Source organism: Halorubrum sp. Ea8 (genome assembly GCF_002252925.1).
Taxonomy (GTDB): Archaea; Halobacteriota; Halobacteria; order Halobacteriales; family Haloferacaceae; genus Halorubrum.
This window is the reverse complement of sequence record NZ_NHPF01000155.1, coordinates 1-19,739: the sequence shown is the minus strand read 5'-3', so window position 1 is coordinate 19,739 and position 19,739 is coordinate 1. Positions and strand designations below refer to the sequence as shown.

Genomic DNA, 19,739 nt, shown 5'->3' with positions numbered 1-19,739 from the left:
GAGCGGTTCGCTCCGACCGTCGGACGAGCCGCTCGGCTCGAACGCACGGGGGATCGATCTATCGTCGAAAGAGTCGTTCACGAGACGACGACCTCATCGAGTACGGCGCTCAGTCGAGCCGCGATGACGCCTCGGTCGTACCGTTCTACCACGTGCTCTCGTCCGTTCCTCCCGAGTTGCTCGCGTCTTTCGGGATCTGCCAGCAGGGTGTCGAGTGCCTCCGCGAGTCTTTGCGGGTCGTTCTCGACGAAGACGCCTCCCTCAGACTCATCGATCAGAACCTCTATTTCGCCGATCCCGGTCGCCACGACGGGGAGTCTGAAAGCCATGTACTCGTAGGCCTTCGTCGGAACCGCGTACTCCAACACGTCGTCGCTTTTCAGCGGTGCCACGCCGATTGCGGCGTTGTCGAGTATCCCGGGAATTTCCTCTCTCGGTACGAGTCCCGTAAACTCGACTCGGTCGTCGAGTCCCTCCTCGGAGACGAGCTCCTCGAGATCGTTCCTTATGTCACCGTCACCGACAATCCGAAGCGTCGCGGTGTCGGAGTCCATCTCGGACAGGGCCTTGATGCAGGCTTCGAGGTCCTGAGCGTGACCGACGTTACCCGCATACACGATGGTCGACTCCGACTCGCCGTCCGTCGGTCGAAACTCGGCGGTCTCGACGCCGTTCGGCAGGTGGACGATCTTCCGGTCGTCGATCCCGTACTGGCTTTCGAGGCGCTCACCGAGGATCATGGTCGTTACCGTCACCCGGTCAGCTGTCCGAAGGACGACTCGTTCGTAGGCCCGGCTGATCCGTTCGAGCACTCCACCTTCCTCGATGAATCCGAGACCGACCGACGCGTCTATCCACAGGTCCCGCACGTCGACGATCCACGATTTCCGAGAAAGGAGACCGAACGGGAGGGCGGCCATTCCGGTAAATATGGGAGGGGATGAGGTGATCACGGCATCGTACGTTCGATAATTGAACAGCAACCAGAGGAACGCGTGAATCGGAAACAGGAGATAGTAGGCCATTCGGCTGATGAACCCGGGGTCTTCGAGCGTTGGCTGCCACGCCCACAGTCGATGGACGGTCACGCCGTCTCTGGTGTCCGTCGTCTTTCGATCCCAACTCCGATCGAACTGTCCGTGGGGAAACGCTGGCGGGGGTGCGAGAACAGTCACTTCCCACCCCTCTGCGGCTAAGCGAGAACACGTGTCACTGACTCTCGATGCGTTCCCCGACTTATCCGGCGGGTAGTGTTGAGACGCGACGACGACGCGTTGAGCGTTCTGGTCACTCATTATCCTTATAAAATGCGTCTTGCCTCCGAGCCAGCGTGAGTCCACGGAACAGCTCCATATCTTCGGCTACTACGACGGACCGACTGGGTGAGCCCGTCACTCCGTGTCGGAGTCGCCGACGGATTCGTCTGTCCGCCCTCTCGCGACGGCGATCGACCGCTGTCTGTTCGGCAACGAGTTCCATCTCATCGGCCGGAGTACTCATCTCGACGGTAGCACTCACACTTCGAGTCCGGCCTAAAGAAACGGCTCTCGGAACGCGAAACGGAATCCGTTCTGATGGACTGGAGTGGCGCTTTCGACTGCTGTATAGGATGTGTTCGTTCACGGTGAATTCGTTCGCTCAACCGTCGTCCCAGCCTGCTGATGTCCGACCGTTCGACAGATTCGGACATTGTTACAATCGATATAACGCTCGTCTTGTGTCTCGGATATGGACGGCTTACCGGGCGGTAGACGGAGACGTCAAACCGGCCGACGCCGTTCGGGTTCGTTTCACGGGGCGGACCCAGCTCGCGGTGACCAAGTGGGCGGTGGGGAGTAAGCAATCCGTACGACTCGCGCTCGATTCGGTTTCTACGGCGAACACGCCCGCAGAGGAGCGCGACGTCCAGGTACCGTACCCACTCGCCGGGTCGACGAGAAACGCTTCGCGGTCTCTACACTGACGTCGTCTGTACGACCACCGGGGCGGCCATCGTCGGGCATGAATTCTGCATCCGAGTCGTCTCAGCCACCGATCCTCACGCACGTGCTATTCGATTACGAAACGCGGACGGTCCGACCCGTTACCTCTTGTTCTACTGAAACGATACTGTGAATAACTTCCACGCAAACCGTTGGCCATGAACATTCTACCGTCAGACTGCCGCTCGGTGTCGAGATATCGGGACGCCGTGATGTTGGAAAGTGTTTATCAGTCGCTGAACAGCGGATGTCTACGATGACTTCCGCGCAACTTATCAAGAAAGGGCTGCGTTCACCCGAAAAGATACCTTCCTATCTCGGTGGAAAGTTTCGGTCCGTAGCCCAGACGGCTCAACTCGAAGCGTATCGTCGGCGGCATTCGATAGCCCGACAGAAGCCATTGATTCACGAACTCGTTGATACTGATGAGTTCGTGCTGGTGATTCTGGACGCCTGTCGACACGACTTCTTCAGCGAAGCGTATCAGGACTACCTCAGTGGGGAGCTAACGGAAGTGTGGGCTTCCGGCAGATGGACTGCACAGTACTGTAGTCGGACGTGGACCGAGGAGTACGACTTAGTTTACGTCAACAGTATGCCCGTGTTTTCCGACTTCTACTTCGAACTCCGCGACATGGACTTCCGCCCGAGTGAACACATAAAGGATCTCACGCACATCTGGGAGTCCGAGTGGGACGCTTCGTTGGGTACGACACCCGCGAAGGAAATCACGAACGAAGCCTTGCGACGTGCGAACGCCGACGGGCCGACGCGTATCGTCGCTCACTACGCGCAGCCGCACGTCCCGTACGTCGGCGAGAAAACGATCGGTAGTTGGTCTACCGATGAGACAGCACTCGGGGAAGATGCGGAGCTCCGGGACGTTCTCGCACAGGACCGCAAACGTCCGACGCAAGTCGTTCTCGATAAGATCTACAACGGGGAAGTGAGCGACAGCGAGCTGAAAGAGGCCTACCGGAGCAACTTGGAATACGTACTCGCCGAAGTCGAACGGCTCGTTCACCGCGTCGACTGTCCGGTCGTGATCACCGGAGACCACGGTGAACATCTCGGAGAGGGCGGGCGCTACCTACACGAAGAAGACTCGACCGTCGTCAGACGCGTCCCGTGGTTCGTCGTGTCGTCGGACGAACTGGATACGGAGTCGAACGAGACGGACCCGTCCAACTCGCACAAAAGCAAATCGTATTCCGGCTCGGAAGAGGAACTCGAGGAGCGACTCCGCAACCTCGGATACAAGTGAATTCAACGTGTCCGAAAATCACGAAAAGACGATACTCCCGATTGCGCTGATGGCTTGTTCGTAAGCGCTCCGGTGGCTCCGTCCGGATTCGGGCAGCTACCGACTGTTCATACGATCGAAGTCGAGTGTACGGCACTCACGGTTTGGAAGCGGCTACTCCCTCGGTGTTCGCCAACATATCCCTCAGATCCGTCGTATCCACCTCGATCGGGCTGCTGTGATCGCCTTCACCCCCGCACCGCAAATATTTGAACTCGTGACCGCAGAGCTGTGCTAAGTGTTGGTACATGGGGTACGGCTTGTTCATAAGCTCAATAACGTGTGCCTCTCTGGCGAAAACCATGTTTATCAGCCCCGCTCCGTGGGGCCCGATGATGACCTCCGCGTTTTCGTAGAGTCTGACCTGTTCGGCGACGGAGAGCGTCTCCGGCGTACACCATTCGACATCGAACTCTTCGAGCACACCTTTCAGCTCCTCTTTGTTGGTGACGTACCGACCGCGACCATCGAGGTTCTCTCTCGAGATGTAGATTCGGTCGGGAAGTTCCTCGGACGGGGCCGGCGCTCGTGACTTCATCTCGCGCCTCAGCCAGTCGACGTCCTCCCTCGAGGGCTCGTACACCTGCTGGTTTCTCGGGACTGACTCGCGAGATGGCGAAACGATCAAACTATTTGCCCTCGCGACTGGCATGTCTAACGGGATGACGTCGTCGACACCAACTAAGGAGAGCGTTTCTTGAATCCACCCCGGCGGATCCGACTCGACGATTACCGTCGGGTCGCGACCCGTCGCCTCCTTGTACCGTTCGAGCCCGCGGATCTTCGGCAACTGGTCGAGGAGCCAGTGGCCGTAGCTCGGTGCCCTCCGGCATATCGGGAAGACCGATTCAAACTGTGGCACGTCATTGAATCGATTGTACGACTGAACGCACCCCCCACAGAGCTGTCTCATCCTATCGCTCGTCGTGCGATCCGAATACCCCGTCCGCTTGTGAAACGGCGTATCGGCCTGCGCAGCGCCCTTTCGGGGGCCGAATATCGGCTTCTCGGTCTCCATGACCAACTTTCTGTTTCGCGTCAAGACGAGCGGGTCGTCGCCACCGATCAGGAGTCCGCCGTCGAGCTCACAGACGAACGGCCGGCTCACGTCGTACGTCCCCGCGTATTCCGCGAACAGATAAGGGACGTCTCCGCTCTCGTCGTTCCGTATTTCGATCTTCTCAGACGAACCGTATTCCCAGTACCGGCCGCTCTCTTTCGCCTGCTGAATCATCTTCTCGCGACTGATAGAACCGAATATCAGGTGAAAAACCCAAACGATCAGATCGTAGTATATGCGGTTCGCCGCCGCCTCGACGAAGCTAATCACCCCGTCGTATTTTATTTTTTCAACGGCAGCGTCTGCGACCGCAGACGATTTCTTCGGGACCATTGATATCGCCGAAATCACATTTATAATGAGACCCCGGTCTCGACGGCACCTTCGAATCCTGTCCAGGGCATGGTTCTATCTCTCGAATCGGCACCTCCAGGCGACCAGCCGGCAGTCAGCGCTGAGCCGTTCCACCGTTTCGTCCGCTCACACCGAAGGGGCATCTTCGCCGGCGTGATATCGCCTCTTCGATGGCTGTGTTCCCGAAGACCGGTGGCCTTCGAGTGAGGAACGAACCCGGTTTCCGGACCGCGCAGTGCAGCGCCAAGCGACTTGGGTGACATTGTTATCTCCACTGAATATACGAGTATAGTTATGACGTGTCTATGAAATCTCACCACGATACAATAAATGACTAAAATCGAGATTTCGGTCCCACGCGTTGCGCAGGGTCACAATCTCGGTGGTGATGACTGATCCTCACTAACGCAGTTGCTCAGATAGGGTCGTCACGGTAGAGAAGTTTTCGGAGGTCTGCCCCGGTCGGAACGACCGCGCACGGTCACGGTGGTCGTACTGCATCTGTCTGACGACTCGTAGCCGCGTGAACGGCTCGTCTCCTCACGTCGGTGTGTCGGATTCCGACGCGACGACAACAGCGTCCCGTCGACGACCGTTCCGGTCTCGTCTGCGACCGACGAGTGATACTTCCGGCTCGGAGTGACTCCCACCCCGCCGCTGTACGGTGGTCACCACCGTGAGTAGCAGCAGACGGAGATGCCTCATCGGGAGTGGAGGTTTCGTCGCTCGTCGGGAGGAGAGGTTTCGTCAGAACCACCTGGCAGACACGGGTTCGGACTCCTGAGGCTGTCCGAGAGACATTACTAAGCTACTATTAAAGATAAATGATCATGTTAGCCAAATTATAATCATGGGTCTGGAGAAGAAATCAACATTATAAGAATGCCATTCAGCGAGAAATTAATTAAGGGTATACACAACCCCGACGACGCGTTCAGGCATCTGTTCAAGCCATACCGCTACAGATATGCGGTCGTCGCAGCGACTTCCAAGGTCCCGCTGGGTACGTCGATATTCAGTCGCGACTGGGACGTGTGTATTCTCCTCGATACATGTAGGGTGGACGCGATCCGGCAAATCTCGGACAAGTATTCGTACGTCGACGGCGTCGACAACATCGTGTCCCGAGGAGGAAGCAGCCCGGAATGGATGGCTCACAGTTTCAGGTCTGCATTCCAAGACGAACTGGAGAACACGGCGTACATAACATCGAACGCGTGGATCGAAAAGGTGTTAGAGGATCGACTCCGGCCGAACGATAAGTATCACAATTACCGCATTCTCAGTAGTTTACGCGAGAACGGCGAGTGGGATTTGATCGACCCCGCCGAGCTGGGCCGGTTAGAAAAGGTCTGGAAGTATGTTCCACAAGAAGAGAAATTAGGCGAGGAGAGCGACCCTAAGGAACTCAGACAGGGGGGTGCTCCGCCCCGATACGTGACGGACAGAGCGATAGCCGTGGGGCGTGAGTTCGACTACGACCGTTTGATATTGCATTACATGCAACCCCATTCACCGTACACCAACCGATTGAGGGCTGGAGAGAAGTCCGAGTACTTCCACAAGTACCCCAGCGATTTCCTCAAAGAAGGGGGGGAAAGAGAGAAAGTGTGGAACGCTTACTTGGACGAACTGCGGTACGTTCTGGACGACATCGAGCTTCTCCTCTCCAACATCGACGCCGACAAAGTCGTTATCTCCGCGGATCACGGCGAGGCGTTCGGTGAGTTCGGGGTGTACCAGCACCATTCGGGGAGTTTTCACCCGAAAATCCGTTTCGTTCCCTGGGTCGTTACGTCGGCGAGCGATACGGGTTCGTATTCACCACAGACCGAACCTGCTGAACAGACTGAGGTGTCGGCCGACGATCAGCTGAGGGCACTCGGATACAAGATGTGAGTAGGACATCGCTTCGAGATCAACGACGAATCTCCTGCGGTAAATCCTCACACTCCCACTCATTTTTCGATGAGAACGTCCGGAAGTGTTCGAGTTAGTGCAATCTATTCGTATGCTGATTCCAATCCACGATCAATCGGCATCTCCGAAGAAATTTCGTTTCGAGAGAACCCGCTCTCGCCGCGGTTCAGGCCATTAGTTTCCCATTAGTCATTACTGTCCGTCCCATCTGAGGTTCTATGTCGGCCCGTTCGAGAGCGAAGTCGGACTCACCCGCATTCCTGCTTGATTTCGCCTGTACACTGCTGCTCGCCCTGTGGACAGTCGTGAGCTCGCTCGGCGTCTTCACCGGACTGCCCGGACAAGGCGTTCTCGGACTGGTCGCGATGGCCTTCGTTCCGGGATACGCCCTCGTTGCAGTGCTATTCCCGGGCACCGGTCAGGACGACGGGTCCCTCACCCTCGTCGAACGATCGGTCCTTGCCATCGGTTTGAGCGTCTGTCTCGTCCCGTTGGTCGGACTGGGACTGGACTACTCGCCCAGGTCGATCAGGCCTGACGAACTCGTACTGATAATCGGTCTCTTGAGCGTCGTGCTGGTCGCCGTCGCGGCGGTCAGGCGCCTACGACTGCCGCCTGACGACCGATTCGACCCGCGGAACGCTGGCGATGCGATAACCGGTCTCATGCGGGACGAAACCGGTCGTTCGGTGTCCACGCTGAACGTTCTGCTGATCGTCGGACTCCTCGTAGCCGCGAGCGGGGTAGGGTTCGCGGCCGTGTCCACAGATCGCGGCGAACAGTTCACCGAATTCTACATCTTGACGGAAGATTCCGAAACGAGCGATCTCGTTGCCGGCGACTATCCCGACGAGGTCGGCGGGGGAGCCGAACCCGTTCATATCGGTATCGCAAACAAAGAGGGTGAGACGGTGGAGTACACAGTCGTGGTTCTCCTCCAGTCGTTTGAGGGGGAGCGGGAACGATTGATGGTGCGCGAGCGGACGCTCGAAACCTTTTCGATGACCCTCCAACCTGGAGAAACGCTGACGGAGCCTCACGAGTTGGATACGTACGTAACCGGAAACGATCTTCGGGTGACCTACCTCCTGTACGAGGGCTCCCCACCGGCGGACGAACCCATCGGAACTGAGACCGCCTACCGGCACGCTCACTTCTGGATCGACGGTCCCGCCTCGGAGACTAACTGAACGCGATTTAACGACGCAAGTAGCACTTTCACCTGTTCTCCGACGGCGGCACGACCTTTTTCGACGCCGCCTCCACAGGCAGTTCCACACACAACGCCCGACTTCCCCGTCGCTGAACGGTTCTACCCGACCGACCGTCCGCCCTGCGCTCTGCACGACACTACGCTGAATCTGAAACGGTTCAGACGATCCGGACCGGTCGTCCGCATCTACCGTCTCCAGCCGTCGGCGACATCGCACGGGGTAGTACGGTATATCCGCCTTCTTGTACCGGCTCGAACACTTATTCTGTTTTAGTAGTTTTCCGGCAATCTAAGGTAGTCTTATCCGTCCCGATCTTCCTGCTCGTGGACAGAGTGCGCTCCGCCGTTACTCCCCGATGACTACAGAGTGGGTGCCGTAAGTCAAAACGGTATCTCGGCCTCAACGAAACGGCTGAGCGTGCGACACACCCTCTAGAACTCGCTTGACGAACGGCGGGATCGATAGATATCGCCGATTAGATCGTTCATATACAAATGGTTCACCACCCTGTCTCTCCCATGGAGATTCTCGTCACAGGCGGTGCTGGTTTTATCGGTTCGAATTTCGTCCACTACATGCTGAAGACGTACGACGACGTCCAGCTTACCACTCTGGATGCGTTGACGTACGCCGGCTCACGAGACAATCTCGAAGGGACACTCGATACCGCTCGTCACCGATTCGTCGAGGGCGATGTCTGCAACCGTGAGCTGGTCGCTGACCTCGTTGACGGGGTTGATGCAGTCGTGAACTTCGCTGCCGAGTCGCATGTGGACAGATCGATCAACGACTCGAAGCCGTTCGTCAAAACGAACGTCGAGGGGACGCAAGTGCTGCTCGACGCGGCGGTCGGGGCCGACCTCGATCGGTTCCTTCAGGTTTCCACGGACGAGGTTTACGGGGAGATTCTCGACGGAAGCTTCGGCGAAACGGACCCACTGAATCCTCGGAACCCGTACGCCGCGACGAAGGCGGGTGCCGACCTCCTTGTACAAAGCTATCAGGAGACGCACGACCTCCCGACGGTCATCACACGGACGTGTAACAACTTCGGTCCGAGACAGCATCAGGAGAAGCTCATCCCCAAACTCATACGGAACGCAGTTCGGGGAGACCGACTCCCGATTTACGGTGATGGCTCGAACGTCCGCGAGTGGATCTACGTGGAGGACAACTGCCGAGCGCTGGACACTGTGCTCCGGAGCGGTGAGATCGGGGAAGTGTACAACATCGGCACGGGCGAAGAAATGACGAACCTGAATGTGGCCAAGACCATCGTTGACGTCGTCGATGCAAGCAGGGATCAGATCACTCTCGTCGAGGACCGACCGGGACACGACCAACGATACGCGCTGGATACGAGCAAACTGGAATCGATGGGATGGGAGCCGACGTGGTCTTTCGAAGAGGGGATCAGGGAGACGATCGAGTATTACCGTCCAGTCTAACACGGCAATCGCCGTCGAGCCCGCGCGGCGGTGTCTCCCGCTAATCGACTCTTTTTTCCGACGAGATTCAGTTAAAAGACCAGATCTCTCTCGACGGCCGCTTCGAGCGTCGGCCACGTGGTGTCCTTATCGGACAGTTTCGGATCGTCGACGGGCCAGTCGATTTCCAACGTCGGATCGTCCCAGATGATGCCGGCCTCGTCCTCTGGGCTGTACTTGCTGTCGACCTTGTAGCGAACCGTCGCGTTATCGGTCAGCGTGAGGAACCCATGGGCGTAATCCCGCGGAACGTACAGCATTCGGTTGTTATGCTCCGAGAGGATCACCGACTTAGAGTGTCCGAAGGTGTCGGAGTCATATTTCAGATCCACGACGGTGTCCAAGATGGCACCCCCCGAGCACTGGACGAGCTTGGTTTGTGCAGCGTCTCCTCGCTGATAGTGGAGTCCCCGCAGAACGTTCGCCTCTGATTTTGAGCAGTTATCCTGGACGAATTCCTCTTCGATTCCCGCTTCATTGAACGCCTCTCGTTTGTACACCTCCATGAACTGACCCCTCTCGTCCCCGAACACCGTCGGCTTGATAATTTTCACGCCACGCAGATCAGTATCGGAAAATTCGAATGGCACGGTAACGATATAGACATTCATTTGAATATTGTAATAACGCATCTAAACGACTCCGTCAGCTGTCGGCCGCCGTCGCACGAGCGTGAAAGGAGAGACGAATCGAGTACCGTACTGATACCGACACAGAGCATGAGTCCAGTCACTCCGACGGAGTTGTGCCAACGGATCGGTGAATCTGTTACGCTCCAAGCGCGGCTCGAAACGAGCGAATCCCATCGCTGTCTCGGTTAGATGCTATGTCGATTCTCCCACCACCGACGGGTTTCAAAGGCAGATTCACACGGTGTCGCGGCCCGTGCCCACCCCTGGGAGATTACTAATATAGTACAGGCCATCGAAGCGCCACCGATCCGTTCTGAACGCCGAACTGGTCTCGGAATTCCCATTCTTCCGATTCGGGCTCCACGTACACGTTTCGATCCTGTACATATTCTCTTTTCCGTGAATATATCAAAAACAAAGTACTTATTACGATTAAGTACGCATTAACGGAGGTATGGCACACAAACAGAGGGCAGTACACGATAGAGACTCACAATCGAACCCCCCACCGACCGACGAGATCGAACGGCGGCAGTACTTACGGTTCGGTGCGATGGCGGTGCTACCGATTTTTTCAGCGGGTCGGGCCGCCGGAGCCACCGATGAGGACCCCGGTCAAGGCGTCGATGATGAGCACAGCTTGCTCATCGACGGGGTGGGAACCGGTTCCACGTACGAGTTCACGGTTGATGGACATCTGGAACCGGGTATCGACGCACGAGCGGATGCGGAGGCCTGTATCTCAGGGTGTAACGCTGAGGGCGCGGTCACGGACGGGAGCAGACGGTACCGGTTCACCGGGAACCTCCGTGCGCTCTCGTTGAGAGGCGAAGCAGTGATTTCGCTCGACGGCGAAACTATCGTCCCGTAGCACACCTTTGCGCGTACTCGAGAAGATTCTTATTTAAAGACAGATTGGCAGCGCACCGCGAGTAGCAGACGCTACGCATCTATGAGCGATCCGATGCACGACCGAAATCACGGGCAAAGACCTCAGAGACCCTCTGCCGGATCCGTGTAGCCGAGATGCGAGAGCCGGTCCCGCACCGTGGTCTGATCGACCACCCCTTTGCTCTCGGGCGGACCCGGTTTGATCCGGCGACGGTCACCGTTTTCGATGACGAGCCAAGGTACTTTTCGCAGGGCGTCTACGTCCGTTCCTGGGGTGTGTCCATACCGCTTTCCGTCGAAGGGAGCGATCTGTTTGCCGAGGAGATCTTCGTGATCCGAGGTCACGACAGTACGCCTGTCGGTGGTGTCGACGAGCTTTTTGACGTACGGTAACGCCAACTCCAAGTTCTCGTCGTAGGCGACCCGAACGCTCTCGTCGCTGACCTCACCGTCGGCGAGGGCCCACACTGTCGGGTCGTCTCGGGATGACTCTCCTTCCTCCACGATGCGCTTCGTCCACTCGAACCCGGCGTGCGATATCTCCCGACCCGTTTCCCTGAGGAACGGGTAATGTGGCTGCATGAAGTGGGAGAGGATTCGCTTGCTCGGATACGTCTCGCGCGCTTCCTGCGTCGCCTCGAACACCGCTTCGGGCCAGACGGTCCGTCGTTCCTCGTCCTAGTGTGCTTGCCAGACATTGATCACCGCGTGGAACACCTGATCGAGGCCGACGTGTCGATACATCGGATTGGCAGTCACGTACACCGTATCGAAACAGGTTTCACCCTCGAACGTCCGGTCGAGGAACTCCGGCGTTGCAGACCCGACTGAGACCCGCGGCTCTACCTCGCCGGAAAACGTATGCAGACGTTGAAACTGGTCGTACCGACAGGCATCGAGGAGCATCAGGTGGTCCCAGTCCGCGTCCGTGATTCGAGCTTCCCCTTCCCCTGCCCTGTACCTGATCCAATTCATTCGTTGGACCCCGTTTGATAATTCAGCTCCGACCATCGCCGGGCCGCGAGTGCGGTCCCGCGCTAACAGATGCCTGACGCCGTCGTCACGGGCGACTGCAAGCATCTGACGGATCAGTTGCATCGACTCGTATACCCCTGTAGCATACTTTAATATGTACCGCTAAATGGATATCCCGCGCTCTGTCGGGAGAAATCAGCGGTCGAGCGGTTTTGACGTGCGTGTTCCGTATCAGGTTAATACAATTACACTACTGATAGATATGAACCGCGTTAAGACATATCACGCTGATGACCGTCACTCTTCGCAATCTCGTTAGCACGCTCCGGCTCTCCGGGAAGAGGGCGCTGGAGTGGACCGCTGATCCGCCGGTCGGTGGGCGTCTCACTCGACCGTTCTATTGGACCGTCGCGCCGGCGACCTTCCGACGATTCTCGCCGACGGACTTCGAGGACCCGGCGGCCGCTCCCGACCAGTTCAAAATCGAACGCGTCGATCCGCGCCGAATCCGTCGATTTACCCCCCCCCGCGTGTACCCGCCGTGGCACGACCGCTCGGCGTCGTTCGGACGGGTCGAGGGCGGGAACTGGGACTGGCGGCCGTACGACGAAACGCCGTACCACGGCGGGCCGCCGATGGATCTGTTCTACGCGGATCGGATCGAACCGGGGTTGTTGTATCAGGCGATCGAGTCTCATTTTATTGACGGAATCTCGTGGGAGGACACGCGGTTCGTACAACGTGTTATCGAGTACCTTGACGACGGCCGTGAGTTCGTCTGGCGAGATTGCTCCTCCCGAGCGGACGTGTTCGCACGCTGCCGTCGACTCGAGGACATACACCAGAGCATGCGGCGTCACGGCTGTCTCAGTCAGCGGGAGCTGACGCCGCCGAGTCGGCGTGTAGAGGGGTTCCTCCGCTTCATGCAACACGAGATCGTCGTCGACGTCGGGCGGAACGGTGATCTCCTCCTCGTGAGCGGGAAACACCGGTACGCGATTGCACGTGCGCTAAGACTCGACGAGATCTCCGTGACGCTCCTCGTGCGACACGCGAAGTGGATGGATATCCGCCGTGAGCTCGCAGACGGTACGGATCCCGCCCTGCGTGAGTCGGTGGGCGATCACCCGGACCTGTGCGACCTCGTCTGAACGAGTAGCCGTCCGTCGGACCATCGTCGCACACGGGTGAACACGCCGACGAACGTCGTGTGCGGACGATGCTGTCGGGTGCGGCCCTATCCCGTGTTCTTCATCCCGGCGGCGATACCGTTGACGGTGAGCCGGAGGGTGCGCTCCTCTTCCTCCGTCCGGTGGGTCCGTCCGAGCAGGTTCGCCTGCAGCAGGTTCAGCGGGTCGACGTAGGGGTTCCGGCGGTCGAGGCTCTCCTCGAGCCACTCGCGGCGGAGGAGCTGGTCGCGACCGCTGATCGCCAAGACGAGGTCGCGCCCGCGCTCGTACTCGCCGATGAGCTCGGGGAAGAAGCGCTCGCGGAGCTCGTCGTCGGCGAGGTCGGCGTACTCGGCGGCGATCTCCGGCTCCGTGCGGGCGAGCGCGAGGCCGGCGTTGTCGAGGGTGGTGCGGAAGAACGGCCACTCGTCGTACATCTCGCGGAGCGTTTCGAGCCCCGCCTCCTCGCCGACCTCGTCGAGGTAGGCGTCGATGCCGGAGGCGAGCGAGTACCAGCCGGGGAGGATGAGCCGCGTCTGCGTCCACGAGAACACCCACGGAATGGCGCGCAGGTCTTCGACGGTGCGTTCGCCGGAGCGAGAGGCGGGCCGCGAGCCGAGGTTGAGGTCCTCGACGACGGAGATGGGGGTCGCCTGTCCGAAGTAGGAGACGAACCCGTCGGTGTTCAGCAGGTCGCGGTACGTCTCGCGGGCCGCGGGCGCCATCGTCTCCATCGCGTCGACCCACGCCTCGGGGACGTCCTCCGTGGGCTCCTCGTTGGCCTCGTGGCGGGCGCGGATCTGCGCGTCGAGCATCTGCTCGAGCTCGCGCTCGGCGATCCGCGGGTTGGCGTACTTCTCGGCGATCGCCTCGCCCTGCTCGGTGAACTTCACCTGTCCGGTGACGGTCTCGTTCGGCAGCGCGAGCAGCGCCTCGTTCATCGGGCCGCCGCCGCGGGAGATGGAGCCGCCCCGCCCGTGGAACAGCCGGAGCGTGACGTCCTCCTCGCGGCAGAACCGCGCGATCCGGCGCTGGTTCTCGTAGAGGTCCCAGTTCGCCGCGAGGAACCCGTTCTCCTTGTTGGAGTCGGAGTAACCGAGCATCACCTCCTGCAGGTCCCCGCGAACCTCCAGCGCGGTCGCGTACGCCTCGTTGTCGAACAGCGCCCCGAGGATGCGCTCGGCGCCGTTGAGCGCGGACTCGGTCTCCAACAGTGGGACGACGTCGAGCCCGCAGTGGTCCGGCAGCGAGACGGCGCCGACCTGGTCGGCCAAGAACAGGACCTCCAGCACGTGGCTCGGCTCCTCCGTCATCGAGATGCAGTAGGTGTCGATCGCCTGCTGGCCGTACTCGTCTTGCCACTCGGCGAGCTCGCTGAACCGCTCCAGCACGCGCTCCGTCGTGTCGGAGATGTCGCCCGGCTCGTCGGTGTCGACGACGGGGTCGTCCTGGAGGATCGCTTCGGTGAGGAACTCCTCTCGCGCGTCCTCGTCCATCCCGCGGTAGTCGACGCCCTCGCTGGCGACCGCCTCGGCGACGGCCTCGGTGTGGTTCTCGCGGTGGTCGCGGAGGTCGAGCGAGGCGAGCGTGAAGCCGAACGTGTCCACCTGTCGGCGGAGCGGCTCGACGAACGACTCGCGGACCGCGTCCTGCCCGTCGGCCCGGAGCGACTCGGCGATGACGTCGAGGTCGGCGAGGAACGCGTCGCCGTCGGGGTACTCACCGGGGCGCACGTCGTCGACGCGGTCGAGTCGCTCGCGCATCAGGCGGAGCTTCTGGCGGTACGGCTCGTCGGGGTAGCGCTCGCGGGCCTCCTCGACGACGGTCGGGAAGCGCTCGGCGTCGGCCGCGAGCGACTCCGTGAGCCGGTCGTCGATCGCGTACCGTTCGCCGTCTTGGCTCAACACGGCGGAGAGCCGCTTACACCGGTCGCGGTACTTTTCGATGGCGACCGACCGCTGCCGTTCGAGCGTCTCGTCGGTGACCTCGGGCGTCACGAAGGGGTTGCCGTCGCGGTCCGACCCCGCCCACGAGCGGAACTCGAAGAGCTTCGGACAGTCGATGTCGTCGTACTCGCTCGAAATGGTTTCCTCGAACTCCTCGTAGGCGTCGCCGACGACATCGAAGAGGGTGTTCTCCAGGTACCAGCCGACGTTTCGGGCCTCGTCTTCGGGCTCCGGGCGGCGCTGGCGAACCTGTCGGGTGCCCCAGAGGCTCGTCACCTCGGCGGTGACGTCGCGCCAGATCGCGTTTCGCTCACGCTCGGTGAGGTTGCGCTCGTCGAGCTCCTCAAGGTGGTTAGCGATCGACCGGAGCTTCGCCTTCACCGTCGCCCGGCGGGCCTCGGTCGGGTGGGCGGTGAAGGTGGGCTCGATGAGCACGTCCTCCAGCAGCTCGCGTAGCTCCTCGGGTCCGACTCCCTGCTCCGCGAACTCCTCGACGGTGGCCTCGAAGGAGTCGTGGAGGGCGCCCTCGTCGTCGGCGTTCCGAATGGCGCGGACGCGCTCGCGCTCCTCGGCGAGGTTGATCAGTTCGAAGTAGGTGGTGAACGCGCGGGCGACGATCTCCTCGCGGTTCGACGAGAGCCCGTCGACTGACTCGTGGAGCCCGGCCCGGCTCTCCGCGTCGCCGCGGCGGTATCGGATCGACGCGTTCCGGAGGTCTTCCACCGTCTCGTACGCTTCCGTGGAGGCCTGTGCGGAGAGGACGTCCCCCACGAGCGCGCCGAGCTCCCGGACGTCCGTCCGTACGTCTCGATTGTGCAACTCCATACCACAGTTACACCCGTCGCCGCGGGTTAAAGGCGATGTCTGAACGAATGTTTGCCTCGGCTCCGAGTGAATATCCCGATCGATCGTGCGCCGATCGGGCGAGCGGTCGTCCGTCGCGACACTCGGGGGAGCGGATCGGTTCGGATCGGTCGATTCCGCTCGGCCGGAGGAGCCGCTTCGGGTCGGGCCGACCGATCCGCCGCTTCGGTGGCCGGTTCGTCACCCTTTTTACCGATCCATCCCGAACCTCGCGTATGAGTAAGTCCGACAAGTATCCGGCCGAGTCCGGCCGGCGGCGCTTCGTCAAGGGCGTCGTCGGGGGCGCGGCCCTCGCGGGCGTCGGGGCGATGGGGTCGGCGACCGTGAACACGCTGACCACCGCCGGTGGGGTCGGCGGCGGTGCGACGGTCGCGACGACGATCGCGAAGACCGGCGGTCCGGCGCCGCGCGGGCTCCCGCAGATTCCCCTGCAGGTGACCGACGACGGATACATCGAGGGCATCTGGCCCGAGACGACGACGGTCACGCAGGAGGGACAGGAGATCCAGGTCGCACAGCAGGACCTCGGCGGGAAGACGTACTCCGGCGAGTGGTTCCAGTACTGCGGCGTCGAGTCCCAGGAGAACATCGCGCCCGACTTCGAGTCGGACAACCTGTTCCGCGCCGCCCCCGGGAAGTACGACTGGCAGGACGATACGTACGAGGCCGGCGATAAGATCCACGTCGACGACTTCGGAAACTACGACACGTGGGGCAACGGGATCGGCGACGACGGCGTCGGGAAGCCGGCCTCGGTCACGTGGCGGTCCGAGGACGCCGAGACGAACCTGAACGCGATCGTCATCCGCTCGCCGCGGATCGAGGAGGCCGTCGAGAACTCCGACGACGAGTGGCTCAAGGCGTCCACCGACCAGGGGTTCATCGCATACCTCAACGTCTGCACGCACTTCTGCTGTATTCCCGACTACAAGGTGTTAGAGGAGTCCGCCCGGTACGACGCCGAGAACGGGACCTACTGCGTCTGTCACCAGTCGGTGTACGACCCGTTCACGCTCGAGGAGGCGCTGTTCATCGCCCGTCCGCGCCCCGACGAGTAACGCCTCACCCCGCGCGCCGCCGCTTTTCGTGCTTCGACGCTCCCGTTCAGTAGCGCTCACGGGTGCGCGAACGCCGCGCTTTTGCCTCGGCTCCGCGTACGTCCCTCCATGAGCGACGACACGACGCCCGCTGACGGGACCCCGTCCGGCGACGGCGCGTCCGCCGGCGACGAGACCGCCGGCGGCGACGCGTTCGCCGCCGAACTCGACCGCGCCCGCGCGCTCCTCGACGGCGACGACGTCGAGGCGGTTCACGTCGGCGTCGTCCGCGACGGCGAGGTCGACACGACGTTCGCGCAGCGGGCCGACGACGGCCCCGAGGGCGAGGGGCTCCGCGCGCTCGCGCTGCTCGCGGCGCACGTGCGACTGGTCGCGAACGAGGCCGGCGTCGAGGCCTCCACTGTCGCCGGCGACGCGGCGACGCTCGCGGGGCAGGTGGAGCGGATCCCCGCCAGCACGGACGACCTTCCGGAGGAGTAGGGCGCGACGGGCCCGTGACCCGTCGAGCCGGGACCGCCCGACGTCTCGACTACTCGTTCGCCCGGATGCGCGAGAGCTGGTGGGCCACGCCGGCGAGCGCGATCAGGAGTATCGCGAGGTTGAACGCCGCCAGCGCGATCGGCTGGTAGGCCGAATCGAGCCACGTCCGGATCGCGACGCCCGTCTGGCTGTAGAAGCCCCACCCGGCGATCAGCGCCAGGAGCACGAGCGCCGCGAGGCCGACGCGGTCGAGGATCCCGCGGAGGCGCTCGGTCGGAAGCCGCCCGATCCCCTCGTCGCTCGATCCGGCTGCCGCGATCGGTTCGCCCGGTTCGGTCGTGTCGTCGTCGGTGTCGGTCATGGGTTGAGTCGCGGGTCGGTCGTCGTCGCGGTCGGTCGCGGGTCGGTCGTCGTCGCGGTCGGTCGCGGGTCGGTCGTCGTCGAATTCGGTCGTCCGTTCGCCCTCCGCCGGGCCGGGGCGCTCGTCGTCGGTCATGGCCGCCTCCGGGCGTACAGCGCCGCCGCGAGGAGCGCGGCGAGCGCGGCGACCGGGCCGAAGCCCGGCGTGCCGTCGTCGGTGCTCCCGTCGTCGCGGGGCCGCTCACCGTCGGCGCCGTCGTCGCCGCCCGCACCGCCGTCCGCGAAGTCCTCCACCGAGAACTCCACCTCCTCGACGCTCTCGTCGGCGTCGATCGTCTCTCGCGGGTTCAGGTTGGCGACGCCCTGCGTCTCGTCGATGAGGACGTCGTCGCTCCACAGCGCGGCGTCGACGTAGTAGTTGTAGTTCGCGGGCACCTCGACGGTGGTCGTCACCGTTTCGGTCCTGCCGGGCCGGACCGACCCGACGGTCTCCCGGGCCTCGTCGGCGATCACGTTCGACTCGGCCTGCCGCATCAACAGCCGGAGATCGAGGGGGTCGGAGGCCGCGTCGCCGCGGTTGGTCACCGAGACCGAGACCGACAGCGTCGGGGTGGCGTTGTCCGCCTCGCGCACGCTCACCGCGACCGTCGGCCAGACGTTCCCGTCGGTGAATCCGACCCGCGTGTCGGCGTAGTCGGGCGTGAGCGCGGCCACGCCGCCGACGCGGGTCGTCCGCGTCTCGACGCGCTCGCCGTCGGCGAACACGGCGGTCTCGATCCGGTAGCCGCCCGCGCGCTCCACGTCGACGGAGCCGTTGATCGTCCGCTCGCCGCCGCCGTCGACCTCGCCGATGTCGACCGTCGTCTCGTCGACGAGCAGTCCCGAGTCGGCGCCGATCGCGCGGTGGCGCACGGTGACGTTCTCGACGGTCGGCCCCCGGTGTCGGAGATCGACGCCGAGCCGGAGTTCGGCCGTCTCGCCGCGCACCTCGCCCGGCGACACGACGATGCCGGCGATACGGACGTCGCCGGGGCGCTCGTTCTCCTCGCGGGGATCGTCGAGGGCGTCCGGCGCGGCGACGACCCCGACCGCGCTCACGACGAGCACCGCGGCCGCGGCCGCCAGGAGGGCAGTTCGCGTGTCCATACGCCGAACGTCAAACCGGCGATATAAGTGCTTTGTCGAGTTCGGACCGCTCGACCGCGTCGCCGACCGCCGCCGCGGCCGGTTCACACCACCCTGTACCGGCCCCGCGACTCGGAGAGCTCTCCCCGTCGGGTCAGCCTCGTCAGGATCTCGCGGGCCGTCTCGGCGGGGACGCCGCGCTCGCTCGCGTGCGCGACGACGTTCTCCTCGGTCGGCTCCGCGGCGGCCTCGACCGCGTCGCGGACGAGTTCGGTCCGCGTCCGCGAACTCGACCCGCCGCCCTCGGCGCGGGCGCCGGCCTCGTCGACGGCGTCGGCGTCGATCCCGCTCGCCTCGAGGTACTCCCGGTCGCCGACCCCGGCGTCGTCGACGGCGCGTTCGAGCTCCGAGACGTGGTCGATCTCGGCGAACGCCGCGCTCTCGTCCCGCTTCTTCGCGAGCAGGGCGGCCCGGGCCTCGCGGGCCGCCGCCCGGTCCTCAGACTCGAAGAACCGCTTGAGCTTCGCCGTCCGGTGCGTCTTCCCGCAGCGCGGGCAGGTCGCGCTGTCGCTGGTCCGGGGGTCAGAGAGGAGCCACATGGCCGCGCACTCGTTGCAGCCGACGACCGCGTACATGTCGCGGCGTTCGGCGGCGTCGGATTTGAACCCTCGGCTGTACGTGATCGATACTGGATCACCGGTGAACGCCTCCAAAGCCCCAGCCGCGACCGCACCACACGCCTCCCCAGCCTCGCGGCTCCCTCCGGTCGCCGCGTCCCTCGCACGCGCTCCTCGTGGCCTGTCGGCCACTCGGAGGCGCGCGCCACCGCACAAATCTGATTATAAACGCCGCCGCCGCGTTAGGTCCCGTGCTCCCAGCTGTCCATGTACTCGCGCTGCTCGTCGGTGAGGTCGTCGTG

The 19,739-nt window shown here is 62.2% G+C and carries 17 protein-coding genes; 8 read left to right on the top strand and 9 right to left on the bottom strand.

Going from position 1 to position 19,739, the window contains the following annotated elements; all coding sequences use genetic code 11:
* Positions 1 to 77: 77 nt before the first annotated feature.
* On the bottom strand, positions 78 to 1,340 hold the full coding sequence (locus DJ74_RS17520) for a glycosyltransferase family 4 protein (protein WP_254922197.1): 1,263 nt from the start codon (positions 1,338 to 1,340) through the stop codon (positions 78 to 80).
* 898 nt (positions 1,341 to 2,238) lie between these two features.
* Between DJ74_RS17520 and DJ74_RS17515 the strand changes: the two genes are divergently transcribed.
* Positions 2,239 to 3,246, top strand: a complete 1,008-nt coding sequence (locus tag DJ74_RS17515) for a sulfatase-like hydrolase/transferase (protein WP_217900356.1) — start codon at positions 2,239 to 2,241, stop codon at positions 3,244 to 3,246.
* A 136-nt stretch (positions 3,247 to 3,382) separates the two neighbouring features.
* On the opposite strand, the gene DJ74_RS17510 is transcribed toward DJ74_RS17515, so the two are convergent.
* On the bottom strand, positions 3,383 to 4,678 hold the full coding sequence (locus tag DJ74_RS17510; protein WP_094528079.1) for a DUF563 domain-containing protein: 1,296 nt from the start codon (positions 4,676 to 4,678) through the stop codon (positions 3,383 to 3,385).
* A 903-nt stretch (positions 4,679 to 5,581) separates the two neighbouring features.
* Between DJ74_RS17510 and DJ74_RS19790 the strand changes: the two genes are divergently transcribed.
* The 3 genes from DJ74_RS19790 (at position 5,582) to rfbB (ending at position 9,281) form a co-directional block, all read left to right on the top strand.
* The gene (locus DJ74_RS19790; protein WP_094528078.1) at positions 5,582 to 6,598 is read left to right on the top strand and encodes a hypothetical protein; all 1,017 of its coding nucleotides are present in this window, start codon (positions 5,582 to 5,584) and stop codon (positions 6,596 to 6,598) included.
* 239 nt (positions 6,599 to 6,837) lie between these two features.
* Positions 6,838 to 7,809 (top strand): DUF1616 domain-containing protein, encoded by a 972-nt coding sequence (locus tag DJ74_RS17500; RefSeq protein WP_094528077.1) that lies wholly within the window; start codon positions 6,838 to 6,840, stop codon positions 7,807 to 7,809.
* Positions 7,810 to 8,351: 542 nt separating this feature from the next.
* A complete protein-coding gene (gene rfbB / locus DJ74_RS17495) occupies positions 8,352 to 9,281 on the top strand; it encodes a dTDP-glucose 4,6-dehydratase (RefSeq protein ID WP_094528076.1) in 930 nt (309 codons plus the stop codon).
* A 71-nt stretch (positions 9,282 to 9,352) separates the two neighbouring features.
* Here the strand turns inward: rfbB and rfbC are convergent, their stop codons facing one another.
* Entirely contained in the window at positions 9,353 to 9,910 is a 558-nt protein-coding gene (gene rfbC / locus DJ74_RS17490; RefSeq protein ID WP_094528128.1) for a dTDP-4-dehydrorhamnose 3,5-epimerase, read from the bottom strand.
* Positions 9,911 to 10,406: 496 nt separating this feature from the next.
* Between rfbC and DJ74_RS17485 the strand changes: the two genes are divergently transcribed.
* A complete protein-coding gene (locus DJ74_RS17485; RefSeq protein ID WP_094528075.1) occupies positions 10,407 to 10,823 on the top strand; it encodes a hypothetical protein in 417 nt (138 codons plus the stop codon).
* A 122-nt stretch (positions 10,824 to 10,945) separates the two neighbouring features.
* Here DJ74_RS17485 and DJ74_RS17480 read toward each other — a convergent pair whose 3' ends face one another.
* Together DJ74_RS17480 and DJ74_RS17475 are read right to left on the bottom strand one after the other, a co-directional pair.
* The gene (locus DJ74_RS17480; RefSeq protein WP_094528074.1) at positions 10,946 to 11,488 is read right to left on the bottom strand and encodes a hypothetical protein; all 543 of its coding nucleotides are present in this window, start codon (positions 11,486 to 11,488) and stop codon (positions 10,946 to 10,948) included.
* A gap of 33 nt (positions 11,489 to 11,521) precedes the next feature.
* Positions 11,522 to 11,941, bottom strand: a complete 420-nt coding sequence (locus tag DJ74_RS17475; protein ID WP_094528073.1) for a hypothetical protein — start codon at positions 11,939 to 11,941, stop codon at positions 11,522 to 11,524.
* 167 nt (positions 11,942 to 12,108) lie between these two features.
* Between DJ74_RS17475 and DJ74_RS17470 the strand changes: the two genes are divergently transcribed.
* Positions 12,109 to 12,969, top strand: coding sequence for a hypothetical protein (locus DJ74_RS17470; protein ID WP_094528072.1), 861 nt, complete (start codon positions 12,109 to 12,111; stop codon positions 12,967 to 12,969).
* Positions 12,970 to 13,055: 86 nt separating this feature from the next.
* Here the strand turns inward: DJ74_RS17470 and ppc are convergent, their stop codons facing one another.
* On the bottom strand, positions 13,056 to 15,758 hold the full coding sequence (ppc, locus tag DJ74_RS17465; protein ID WP_094528071.1) for a phosphoenolpyruvate carboxylase: 2,703 nt from the start codon (positions 15,756 to 15,758) through the stop codon (positions 13,056 to 13,058).
* A 254-nt stretch (positions 15,759 to 16,012) separates the two neighbouring features.
* Here ppc and DJ74_RS17460 point away from each other — a divergent pair, with 254 nt between their 5' ends.
* Both DJ74_RS17460 and DJ74_RS17455 read left to right on the top strand, forming a co-directional pair.
* Entirely contained in the window at positions 16,013 to 16,855 is an 843-nt protein-coding gene (locus tag DJ74_RS17460; RefSeq protein ID WP_094528070.1) for a cytochrome B, read from the top strand.
* Positions 16,856 to 16,963: 108 nt separating this feature from the next.
* Entirely contained in the window at positions 16,964 to 17,335 is a 372-nt protein-coding gene (locus DJ74_RS17455) for a hypothetical protein (protein ID WP_094525064.1), read from the top strand.
* A 49-nt stretch (positions 17,336 to 17,384) separates the two neighbouring features.
* Here DJ74_RS17455 and DJ74_RS17450 read toward each other — a convergent pair whose 3' ends face one another.
* The 3 genes from DJ74_RS17450 to DJ74_RS17440 all read right to left on the bottom strand — a co-directional run bounded on the left by DJ74_RS17450 (position 17,385) and on the right by DJ74_RS17440 (position 19,455).
* Complete coding sequence (locus tag DJ74_RS17450; protein ID WP_094528069.1) at positions 17,385 to 17,831, bottom strand: hypothetical protein; 447 nt, start codon at positions 17,829 to 17,831, stop codon at positions 17,385 to 17,387.
* Positions 17,828 to 18,841, bottom strand: coding sequence for a PGF-CTERM sorting domain-containing protein (locus DJ74_RS17445; RefSeq protein WP_094528068.1), 1,014 nt, complete (start codon positions 18,839 to 18,841; stop codon positions 17,828 to 17,830). The genes DJ74_RS17450 and DJ74_RS17445 overlap by 4 nt, the downstream gene beginning before the upstream one ends.
* 83 nt (positions 18,842 to 18,924) lie before the next feature.
* Positions 18,925 to 19,455 (bottom strand): DUF5817 domain-containing protein, encoded by a 531-nt coding sequence (locus tag DJ74_RS17440; RefSeq protein WP_094525061.1) that lies wholly within the window; start codon positions 19,453 to 19,455, stop codon positions 18,925 to 18,927.
* Positions 19,456 to 19,739: the final 284 nt, after the last annotated feature.